9 protein-coding genes and 1 tRNA gene are annotated in these 10,670 nt (G+C 58.7%); 4 read left to right on the top strand and 6 right to left on the bottom strand.

What is annotated here, in order from left to right; genetic code table 11:
- Nucleotides 1-211: 211 nt before the first annotated feature.
- Both QV747_RS16500 and QV747_RS16495 read right to left on the bottom strand, forming a co-directional pair.
- Nucleotides 212-1,126 (bottom strand): hypothetical protein, encoded by a 915-nt coding sequence (locus tag QV747_RS16500; RefSeq protein WP_273432764.1) that lies wholly within the window; start codon nucleotides 1,124-1,126, stop codon nucleotides 212-214.
- A gap of 66 nt (nucleotides 1,127-1,192) precedes the next feature.
- Nucleotides 1,193-1,963: a ParA family protein gene (locus tag QV747_RS16495; protein ID WP_028450876.1), complete on the bottom strand. Its 771-nt coding sequence runs from the start codon at nucleotides 1,961-1,963 to the stop codon at nucleotides 1,193-1,195.
- Between the two features lie 136 nt (nucleotides 1,964-2,099).
- Here QV747_RS16495 and QV747_RS16490 point away from each other — a divergent pair, with 136 nt between their 5' ends.
- Both QV747_RS16490 and QV747_RS16485 read left to right on the top strand, forming a co-directional pair.
- Nucleotides 2,100-4,445 (top strand): Tex family protein, encoded by a 2,346-nt coding sequence (locus tag QV747_RS16490; protein ID WP_273432762.1) that lies wholly within the window; start codon nucleotides 2,100-2,102, stop codon nucleotides 4,443-4,445.
- Nucleotides 4,446-4,606: 161 nt separating this feature from the next.
- A complete protein-coding gene (locus QV747_RS16485; protein WP_081986497.1) occupies nucleotides 4,607-5,284 on the top strand; it encodes a 3'-5' exonuclease in 678 nt (225 codons plus the stop codon).
- Here the strand turns inward: QV747_RS16485 and QV747_RS16480 are convergent.
- The gene (locus tag QV747_RS16480) at nucleotides 5,253-6,002 is read right to left on the bottom strand and encodes an ABC transporter substrate-binding protein (protein WP_273432759.1); all 750 of its coding nucleotides are present in this window, start codon (nucleotides 6,000-6,002) and stop codon (nucleotides 5,253-5,255) included. The genes QV747_RS16485 and QV747_RS16480 overlap by 32 nt on opposite strands.
- A gap of 228 nt (nucleotides 6,003-6,230) precedes the next feature.
- The gene (locus tag QV747_RS16475; RefSeq protein ID WP_273432758.1) at nucleotides 6,231-7,691 is read right to left on the bottom strand and encodes a YdiU family protein; all 1,461 of its coding nucleotides are present in this window, start codon (nucleotides 7,689-7,691) and stop codon (nucleotides 6,231-6,233) included.
- Between the two features lie 75 nt (nucleotides 7,692-7,766).
- Between QV747_RS16475 and ybaK the strand changes: the two genes are divergently transcribed.
- Nucleotides 7,767-8,246 carry a Cys-tRNA(Pro) deacylase gene (gene ybaK, locus QV747_RS16470; protein ID WP_028450872.1) on the top strand — a complete coding sequence of 160 codons (480 nt, stop codon included), beginning with the start codon at nucleotides 7,767-7,769 and terminating at the stop codon, nucleotides 8,244-8,246.
- Between the two features lie 79 nt (nucleotides 8,247-8,325).
- Here ybaK and QV747_RS16465 read toward each other — a convergent pair whose 3' ends face one another.
- Nucleotides 8,326-9,954, bottom strand: coding sequence for a response regulator (locus QV747_RS16465; protein WP_051259113.1), 1,629 nt, complete (start codon nucleotides 9,952-9,954; stop codon nucleotides 8,326-8,328).
- 150 nt (nucleotides 9,955-10,104) lie between these two features.
- On the opposite strand from QV747_RS16465, the gene QV747_RS16460 reads away from it, so the two are divergent.
- On the top strand, nucleotides 10,105-10,401 hold the full coding sequence (locus QV747_RS16460; RefSeq protein ID WP_288791571.1) for a hypothetical protein: 297 nt from the start codon (nucleotides 10,105-10,107) through the stop codon (nucleotides 10,399-10,401).
- 83 nt (nucleotides 10,402-10,484) lie between these two features.
- On the opposite strand, the gene QV747_RS16455 is transcribed toward QV747_RS16460, so the two are convergent.
- Nucleotides 10,485-10,571 (bottom strand) — tRNA-Leu (locus QV747_RS16455).
- Between the last annotated feature and the right edge of the window lie 99 nt (nucleotides 10,572-10,670).

Raw genomic sequence — 10,670 nt, 5'->3', positions numbered from 1 at the left:
TGTAATTGCGCTTTTGTTGATAATGATCCCATTTGTTTTTACACAGCCTCGCCGAGCAGCAGTCACTGAGGCACCATGATGTTAATATTCTCACGGCTGCGTGCCACGAATGACAGGCTGGATCGTTACAAGTGGTCAGAATCCGCAAGTGTTAGTTTTAAGCGGAAGATGGGCTAGCTCGCGAAACGTGCCCCTACATCGGGCGCCATCATTAAACGGCTGCGTGGCGGCGCTGGTAATCGGCATAGGCGCGGGCTACGCTGGGCGAGGGCTGTGCTGGGTCACCAAGGCCAAATTCCTGCTGCAACTGCGGCAGATTTTGCTGCATGTATTCGATCACGCGGCCGAGATTGGCCTGCTGTTTAGCAAAGAAATTATCACGTTCGGTCAGCAAACTGGCGCTGCGGCTAAAATGCGCGCCAAACTGATTGATGGCGGCCATGGCTGCTTCTGGCTGACGTTGCCATTGCGCCGCGAGCTGTGCGGGATCGAGCTTGGCGGTCTGGCTCACCGGGTCGATAGTCAAGCCCAGTACGGCCATGCCTTGGATGCCTTGCTCGGAGCCATGAAACGGGCTGGCGATGCTTTGGGCCAGTTCATAGCGGGCCACTTGCGCGGCTTGGGTGCCTGCCAGTAGCTCGGGGTCTTGCAGATCGGCATTAAAATCAAAACGCCACTGATTGTATTGATCTACCAACGCCTGCAAAGATTGCTGCACCGTGGCAAGATCTGCCGCCGGGCTGAGGCTAGCGAGGCGATCGGCTGGCTTGGTCAGTTGGCTCACGCCTTCTTGCATGGTGCTTAGGCGGCTGGATTGGGCCGGATATTGCACTGCCAGCTGATTGATGTGGCTCATCATCCGGTACGCGCTTTCCGGGTCGGGTAGGGCCAGATTGCGCCCGGTGGGCGAGAGGCCGGCGATGCTGCTGATTGCCGTGCTGGCAGAGGTATTGCCTGCCGATTGAGTATTAGAAAGGTTGCCAGCCAGATACCCTGCTGCTAGTTGGTTTAGGTCGAAGGCACTAGCACCGCTGGCGCGGCTGCCATTCAAGTCACTGAGGGTTTGGGTTTTGAATTGGCTGATCTGCTGCGCCAGCGCGCTAAGCTCACTGGGAATACGGGCCATGGTTCACCTCGGCAATCGAACGCTGTGCTTGATTAAAGCAGAAAACGTACCAGCCCGCCGGCGGGCTTATTCTTCGATGCCGATCAGGTTTTTTTCGATTAATTCATCTAGCAAAAAGCTGAAATCGGTGCTGGCCGAGCTATCGGGCGCGTAGCGGAAGACATCCAGATTGTCGCCCACGGCGGCCATGATGTCGTTGCTTTCGTGGATGATGGTGCGCAAAAGCTCACGCGGGAAATGCTTTTCCAGCTGGGCGCGCACTTTTTCGTGGGTGGGGTTGCCGTCTTGATAGCGATTCACGATATAGCGGCGCTCGCGGCGGCGATCGAATTTTTCCAGCCCAAACAGCGTGCGTTCGAGCATGCAGGCGCCATTGAGCGCCAGAAACTCGGCCGCGACCGGAATTAAAATCAAATCAGCAGCCAGTAGCGCCGAAAACGACAAAATACCCAGCATCGGGCTGCAATCGATGATGATGGGCGTGCCGCTACCAGCCAGCATTTCGGCTTCCAGCGCCAGTTTTAGGCGCCAGATATGGTCGCGATGGCGCACCAATTGCGAATCCACCCGCGCTAATTCCAGATGCGATGGGATGAAATGAATACCGGGGCCCGAGGTTTGAATCAGGTCGGTGAGCGGCGAGGTGCCCTGATAAAAGCGGTAGATGCTTTGGCTGGCGCGTGGATTCAGGCCCCAGGTGGCGGTGAGGTGGGCTTGGGGGTCCAGATCAATCACCAGCGGCGCGATGCCATTTTGCGCCAGCGTGGCGGCCAGATTGGCTGAAAGGGTGGTTTTACCCACGCCGCCTTTCTGATTGAACACTGCGATTACCGTCATTGCCTCACCATCTGCTGTAGCTCGCCGGGCCAGCTACAGTCTGCCAATAGTCATCCTGCGGCCGATGATTATGCCATGACGGCCGCCATCCGACATGGTTACAATGCGCCACTATTTCATTTGTGAGTCATCAAGCATGAGCAGCCTTGCGCACCGTCTGGCCCAGGAATTGAACTGCAAACCCACTCAAATCAGCGCCGCCGTGGCTTTGCTGGATGAGGGCGCCACGGTACCGTTTATCGCCCGCTATCGCAAAGAGGTGACCGGCGGTCTGGATGATGGCCAACTGCGCTTGCTCGCTGAGCGCTTACGCTATCTGCGCGAGCTGGACGAGCGCCGCGCCAGCATCATCGCCACGATCACCGAGCAAGGGCAAATGAGCGCCGCGCTGCGCGCCCAGCTCGATGCCGCGGATAACAAGCAAACGCTGGAAGACCTGTATCTGCCGTATAAGCAAAAGCGCCGCACCAAAGCGCAAATCGCCCGCGAGGCCGGGCTGGCCACATTGGCCGAGCAATTGCTAAAAAATCCGCAGCTAGATCCCGAAAAACTGGCAGCCGGCTTTGTCTGCGACGGTTTTGCCGATACCAAAGCCGTGCTTGAAGGTGCCAAAGCCATCTTGTTAGAGGGCTGGGGCGAAGACGCCGCGTTGATTGGCCAGCTGCGCAGCCATTTGCAAAGCAGTGGTTTGGTCACCAGCAAAGTGGTGAAGGGGCAGGAGCAGGCGGGCGCGAAATTTGCCGATTATTTTGATTTTGCCGAGAAATGGGCCGCCATGCCCTCGCACCGCGTGTTGGCGGTCTTGCGCGGCGCGAATGAAAAAATCCTCAGTATCGGCATTCAATTGCCGGAAGAAATCGAAAACGGCGCGCGCAGCAAAATCTGGAGTAGCGCCGAGCAGCGCATCGCACGGCATGTCGGCATTAGCGCAAATTGCGCCGAGCTGTGGCTGGGCGAGGTGGTGCGCGCGGCGTGGCGCACCAAGCTGGGCGTCTCGCTGGAAAACGAGCTGCTCACCGCTGCGCGTGAGCGTGCCGAGTTGGAAGCGATTAAAGTCTTTTCGCGAAATCTGAAAGACCTGCTGCTGGCCGCGCCTGCGGGCCCGCGCTGCACGCTGGGGCTGGACCCGGGCCTGCGCACCGGGGTGAAAGTGGCGGTGGTGGATGCCACTGGCAAATTACTCGCCACCGATACCATTTATCCGCACGAGCCGCGCCGCGATTGGGATAAATCGCTGTATACCTTAAAAAAACTCTGCGACGCACATGGCGTGGAGCTGATTGCAATCGGCAATGGTACGGCCAGCCGCGAAACCGAACAGCTCGCCAGCGACTTAATCGCCCAGATCGACGGCAAAAAACCGGTGAAGGTGGTGGTGTCCGAAGCGGGCGCTTCGGTGTATTCGGCCTCTGAATTGGCGGCCAAAGAGTTTCCGCAGCTCGATGTCTCACTGCGTGGCGCGGTGTCGATTGCCCGCCGCTTGCAAGACCCGCTGGCCGAATTGGTGAAAATCGAGCCCAAGGCGATTGGCGTGGGGCAGTATCAACATGATGTGAATCAGACTGAGCTGGCGCGCATGCTCGATGCCGTGGTGGAAGACTGCGTGAATGCGGTGGGCGTCGATGTGAATACCGCCTCGGCGGCGCTGCTAGCGAGGGTATCTGGCTTAAGCCCAGTATTAGCAAACAATGTGGTCGCATACCGTGATGAGTATGGCGCATTCAAAAACCGCAAAGCACTGCTGAAAGTGCCGCGCTTGGGGCCCAAAGCCTTTGAGCAGGCAGCGGGCTTTTTGCGCATCATGCAGGGCGATAATCCGCTGGATGCCTCGGCCGTGCACCCCGAAGCCTATCCGCTGGTAGAAAAACTGCTGCAAAAATTAGGGCAAGACCTGCGCAGCACCATGGGCAATCGCGCCGCGCTGCAAGCCGTCGCGCCCGAGAGCCTGACCGATGCGCAGTTTGGCCTGCCTACCGTCAAAGACATTCTGGCCGAGCTGGAAAAGCCCGGCCGCGACCCGCGCCCCGAATTCAAAACCGCCACCTTTGCGGCGGGCATTGAGAAAATTAGCGATCTGCAAGTAGGGATGGTGCTCGAAGGCGTGGTCAGCAATGTCACCAACTTTGGCGCCTTTGTCGATATTGGCGTGCATCAGGATGGCCTGGTGCATATCTCGATGCTGGCAAACACTTTCGTCAAAGACCCGCACGCGGTGGTGAAAGCCGGGCAGGTGGTGAAAGTGAAGGTGCTGGAGGTCGATGTGCCGCGCAAGCGCATTGCGCTGACCATGCGGCTGAATGATGAGCCCGCCGCGCGCAGTGATGCGCGACAAGGTGGGCACAGCCGTGGCGAGCTGACGACCGGCAAGTCGCACTCAGCGTCTGCATCCGCGCGCACGGGGCAGGGCCAACCCCGCCATCAGTCGGCCGCAGCGCCATTAAATACCGCCTTTGCCGATGCCTTGGCCAAACTGAAACGCTAGGGGTATAGCCTGCTAGATCTTTTCAGGTATTGATTGGCAGGCAATACCTGCTGAGGTATGTGGCGGTGGTTGCGCTCCGCCACCTGCCGCGTGGCCAGCGGCCGCGCCGGCGGCCCGTGATGGTCGTATACTGCGGGGCTGATTCCCGCCGCGAGCCCACGATGTCCGAACGCCGTTTTCCGCCCAGCAAAGACGAAATTGCCCTGTTTGCCCCATTTGCCGGGCTGACGCTGGCGCAGATTGTGGTGCCGCAAACGGCGGCCGAGTTTGCTGCCGCGCAAGCTAGTCTATTGGCTGCACCGGTGCTGGGCTTTGATACCGAATCACGGCCGGTGTTTAAAGTGGGCGAGGTGTCGCGCGGGCCGCATCTGGTGCAGCTCACCACGGCCACGCAGGCGTTTTTGCTGCAAACCAGCCGCGCCGAATGTCGGCCATTGCTGCAGGCGGTATTGGCCAGCCGCGCGGTGGTAAAAGTGGGCTTTGGCCTCTCGTCCGATAAAGCCGATTTGCGGCGCAATTTCGGGCTGGAGCTCGATGCCGTGCTGGATTTAAATACGATTTTTCGCCGCCAAGGTTACACCAGCACGCTGGGCGTCAAAGGCGCGGTGGCGGTGGTGTTGGGCCAGCGGCTGACCAAATCCAAGCGGGTAACGACCTCGAACTGGGCCAACCCGCGCTTGCAGGATAATCAGCTCTTGTATGCCGCCAACGATGCCTATGCCGCGCTCCAAGTCTGGCAGGCTTTACAGCTGCCACTGGCTAGCGCGCCGATTCATTATCGCGCAGCGCAGGGTGGTGCGGGGCCGGCTAGTGGCGATACAGCTGCATCAGCTGCTTAAGCGTGCCATCTTTGCGCATGGCCTCAAGCGCCATATTGAGCAGGGTGACGGTGGCCTCATCCATGCCTTGTTTGCTATAGGCAAAATGCGCATCTTCCACCGCCCAGCTTACTGGCAGCGGCGCAATGTGCTTGAGTTTGAAATCGCGCAAAACTGCCTCGGCTGAGAGCGAAGAAGTAAACACTAGGTCGACCCGATTCAGCGCCAGTTTTTGCAAATTGGCCTGCATAGTGGGGGCCACATCCACCAAAATGCCGGGTGGCTTTTTGGCGAGCCAAGCGTCGATTTCTTTGCCAAAACTATCGCCCCGCGCCACCCCGATGCGCAGCCCGGGATATTGGGTGAGGTCTTTCAGCGCATCCACCTGCCAGCGTTTTTGCCGTTGCGTGTTGTACATCAGCTGAATAATCGTTGGGCTATACGGGCCGGAAAAATACGCATACTGCTCGCGCTCAGGGGTTTTGAGCGCTTCCATGGCGATATCGAGATCGCCACTGGCGAGCTCGGTCAGGGTGCGTACCCACGGGCGCTGCAGATACACTAGTTTGCATTGGCTGCGCCGCGCCATTTCGTTCAGCACTTCCACCGCATAGCCACGCATCTGGCCTTGCTCATCTTGGTAATGAAACGGCGCCCAGGTTTCCCAGCCCACTTTGAGTCCGCTCTGGCAATCACTGGCTGCGACCGGTGCGGCGCTGAGGCTGGCCAGTAGCAGCATGAGCAGGCTCCGCCAGCCCCGCCAATAGTTCAATATTCGGCCCATGATAATGCGCGCCCCCGGCCACTGCCTCGCTCGATAGTGCAGCTATAGGCCAGCGGCTGTAAGCAAGCAAGCACCCTGCGGCTGCACGGTGCCACCACTGGACGACTGGTGCTGCGGCGGTCGGTATGGTGGGGGTATGAAGCTGAAGGCCTTTTTAGGTGTGGCCTACAGCCCTATACCTAATCATGACGAGCAGCTGACAGAGAGCTCGCTGGCCCAGCTGGGCGGCAAAGCGGCGTAGGCGGCAAATTCGGGCTGCTCGGCGAAGGGCTGACGCAGGCATAGCTCCAGCTGCTGCACTTCGCGGTAATCCCCCCGCTGGGCGGCTTGAATCGCCAGCTCGGCCAGATGATTGCGCAAAATGTATTTCGGATTGGTGGCCAGCATTTGCGCGCTGCGGCTGGCAGCATCCACGCCATCTTGCAGGCGGGCTGCGTAGCGCTCTAGCCAGTCGTCAAATTGCGTGCGGGCGAGGAATAAATCGCGCAGCTCGGCGCTATTTTGCTGCACCGGCCAATGCGAGAGCGTGCGCCAGAAAATCGTCCAGTCGGTGTGTGTGGCCTGCATCAGCTCGAATAGATCGGTGACCAGCGTCCAGTCTTCATCCAGCCATTGGCTAAAGCCCAGCTTGCGCTGCAGCAACTCGGCAAACGCCGCTTCAAATTGCGGCTGATAGTCGCTCAAGGCTGCTAGTAAATCCTCGCGCTCGATCAGCGGCAGCAGCGCTTGGGCGAGGCAATGCAGATTCCATAGGCCGATTTGCGGCTGCTGATTGTAGGCATAGCGGCCGCTGTCATCCGAATGATTGCAGATATGGCCGGCATCAAAGCCATCCAGAAAGCCATACGGGCCGTAATCCAGAGTGAGGCCCAGGATCGACATATTGTCGCTATTCATTACCCCGTGGCAAAAGCCCACCGCCTGCCAGTGCGCAATCAGCGTGGCGGTGCGGCTAATCACCGCCTGCAGCAGCGCCAGATAGGGCTGCTCGGCGGCTTGGCAGGCTGGATAATGATGGCGGATCACCCAGTCGGCCAGCTCGCGAATGCGCTCGGGCTCGCCCTGGTAAAAGTAGTATTCAAAATGTCCGAAACGCACAAAGCTGGGCGCCAGCCGGCTGACCACGGCCGCGGTTTCGGCGGTTTCGCGCCACACCCGCTGCGGCGAGGCGGCCAGCGCTAAAGCGCGGGTGGTGGGGATACCCAGGTGGTGTAATGCCTCGGAGGCCAAGTATTCGCGGATGCTAGAGCGCAATACTGCCCGGCCATCACCGCGGCGCGAATAGGGCGTGGGGCCTGCGCCTTTAAGCTGCCACTCCCAAATTTCCCCATCGGGCGCGGCAAATTCGGCGATCAGCAGTGCGCGGCCATCCCCCAGCTGCGGTACATTCACGCCAAACTGATGGCCTGAATACACGCTGGCCACCGGCTGGCTGCCTTGCGGGATGCGGTTGCCCAGCAGATAATCGGCCAGATCTGGCGTGGCCGCCAAATCCAGCCCCAGCGCTTGCGCCAGCGGCTGATTCAGCGCCACCACCTCGGCGCCCGGCATGGGCGTGGGCGCCGTCGGAGTGTAAAAACGTGGCGACAGCGTGGTAAAGCGTGGCTGCAGGGGCAAGGCGTGAAGCGGATGCGGCTGGGTCATTGCGAATAGTTGAGTTATTTAATCGGGTATTGCCTATTGTACGGGCCAGATCCGGGTTTGTCATGGGGAAAGAAGATGAGCGAAAAAGCGCCGGTGACGCAGGCGATTCGCTGTTTGCGCCAGCAGAAAGTGCCATTTGGCGAGCATTTATACGCCTACGAAGAAAAGGGCGGCACGGCCGTTTCGGCCCGCGAGCTGGGTGTGGATGAGCATTGCGTGATCAAAACCCTGATCATGGAAGACGAGAAAAAACAGCCGCTGGTGGTGTTAATGCATGGTGATAAAGAGGTCAGCACCAAAAATCTGGCCCGGCTGATTGGCTGCAAAACCATCGCCCCGTGTGCGCCCGAGGTGGCCAATAAACACAGCGGTTATCTGGTGGGCGGTACTTCCCCACTGGGCACCAAAAAAACCATGCCGGTGTATGTGCAGCAGAGCATTCTGGATTTGCCACTGATTTATCTAAATGGCGGCAAGCGCGGGTTTTTGGTGAGTTTGGCGCCGCAAGCGCTGGCCAGCTTGCTGCCGGTGCAGCTGGTGGATGTGATGGCTTAAATGGATGGATTGGGGTATTGCCAGCCAAGTATCGAATTAATTGGCTTGGCTGGGTATACCTGCCAATGAATGCCGTTGGCTAGGTAATGCCGCCATTCAGGCCGGTTAAATCTTGCTTGAGATTGATCAGCGTGCCCGAATCAATCATGCCCTCCAGCCGGTCGACAAACTGGCTGGCTTGTTTCAAGAGATTGCTGCGCTCGCGCGGCTCGGGCGTAGCCTCGGAGCGCAGGTATTTGATGATGGCGTGGGTAGAGGAGAGCAGCAGCCGCTGATTGCAGGTGCTCTGCGCTAGCGGGATGAGCCGCTCTAGCGCCAGTGTGTATTCGTTTTTCAGCATCAGCTGCACAGCTTCGTTGTTTAGCTCGGTGACTTCGCTGCCGCTGTGCTGAATAAAATGCTGCCACACCGGCCGCATATTGGCCGCGCTTTCCAGCATGCCGGAAATATGCCGGGTGGTCACAAAGCGCCGCGCCAGCGCGTACAGCCATTTATACGGCGGCGCATGATGGTCGGGCTGCTCGCCTTCCAGCGTGGGTGGGCAAATCAGGTCGGCGGTCATGATAAAGGCCATGCCGATTTCAAGCGTGAATTCGCTATTGCTCAGATACGCCGCTGCGTTTTCCAGCTGCTGCGGCTGGCCTTCGTACACGGCGCTGGCCAGAATATCGATCACCCGATTGCCGAGCGAATCATCGCGTTTGGCAATTTCGCGCACCATGCGCAGGTATTTGTCGGCATCCGAGCCATTGTTTTCGCGCCGCGCCGCCAGCGCCAATTGCAAAACGGTTTCGCTATTGAGTACCGCCGAATTGCCACCGCAAGTGACCGCACGTTCCAAAAACTGCTTGGCCCGGCCGGCATCGCCGAGCATATTGGCCAGATTGCCGGCTTTTTGCAGTCGGCCGACATTATTGGGCGTCATGGCCAGACATTTTTCAAACACCGCCATCGCTTCATTCAGGCGCCCCTCGGCCATATACATAGAGGCGAGTTCTTCGTAGGCGTCGACATACTGCGCGTGTTCCACAATCGCCGCCTGAATCATGCTTTCAGATTGGGTTTTCTTGCCTTGCCGCGCCAACGTGCGCGCTAGCCCAAGCTTGGCCCACGGCACAATGCGCTGATTGAGGATCTCTTCATACAGCCGCGCCGCTTCATCCAGGCGCCCAGCTTCCAGCAGCAATGACGACAGCAGGCGCATCAGGTCGCTACTAAAGCCCGCAGCCTTGGGCACCAAGGCTTTGGCTTCGTTAATGGCGCCCATGGTGTCGCCGATGTTGATTTTGTCGTACACGGGTTTGAGAAAGCGTTTGCGCTGCCAGGCTTTGGAGAGGCGCTGGGTGAGATCGCGGCTGGTAAAGGGCTTGATTAGATAATCATCGGGGCCAATTTCGGCTACCGCCACCACTTTTTCGTACGAGGCCTCGGCGGTGATCATGATCCAGATCGTATACAGCGGCAGCTCGCTACTGTGGCGCAATTCCTCCAGTAGCTCTTGCCCATTCATGCCTTCGCCAAAATGGTAGTCGCACAGCACCGCGTCATACTGGCCATTGCGTAGCCGGCGACGGGTTTCGCCAATGCTGCTGGCTGTATCAACCCGGTTGATGCCGGATTGAGCCAGCGTCATGCGTACCGATTGCCGCACCGTTGGGGCGTCATCGGCAACGAGGACATGGGCCTGAGCAATTTCTTCAGCGGACATAGGCCTGTACAGAGTAAGGTTTCTATTACTATCGGCCAAAATAGCCGAAGCTCAAAGTGCGGGATCGACCGGATGGTAAAAACGTACAATCCCCGCGCAGGGTGTATGCTGGCGTATTCGTGTGATCAGCGCCTTGAGCCAAATACCAGCATGAGCCAAAAACCGACTTTTCCTGCCTTGATCATGCTGTTGCTCGCGGCAACGGCGCTGGTTTTTTATTGGGATGCTTGGTCTGCCTGGCAAAGTAATTCGATGGTGGGGCGCTGCAGCAGTTTGCATCCGGGCGGCGTGTGTACGCAGGCGGCCGCCGTTGGGGCGTGGCTGTTTGCTGGCGGCTCCCCGGCGCAGGGCTATGCCGTGCTCTTGGCGGGCTTGGCCAGCGGCTTAATGGGGATAGTGATCTTGCTCTGGCGGCTAGGGGCGCACCGGCAGGGGCGTTCGCAGTAATCAGCGCAGAAGCGGGAATGCGCTTTTGCTAGCTAGAAAAGAAAAAAGCCCCAATCTTGCGATTGAGGCTTTCTTCAAGAATTTGGTGCCCAAGAGAAGACTCGAACTTCCACACCCTTGCGGGCGCTAGGACCTGAACCTAGTGCGTCTACCAATTCCGCCACCTGGGCAAACTCAACCAGCTTACGCTGGGTTTCTCTGTCGCTTGTATCGGAATGGTGCCCAAGAGAAGACTCGAACTTCCACACCCTTGCGGGCGCTAGGACCTG

This window comes from uncultured Chitinibacter sp. (assembly GCF_945957625.1).
Taxonomy (GTDB): domain Bacteria; phylum Pseudomonadota; class Gammaproteobacteria; order Burkholderiales; family Chitinibacteraceae; genus Chitinibacter; species Chitinibacter tainanensis.
This window is presented reverse-complemented; position numbering and strand designations above follow the sequence as displayed.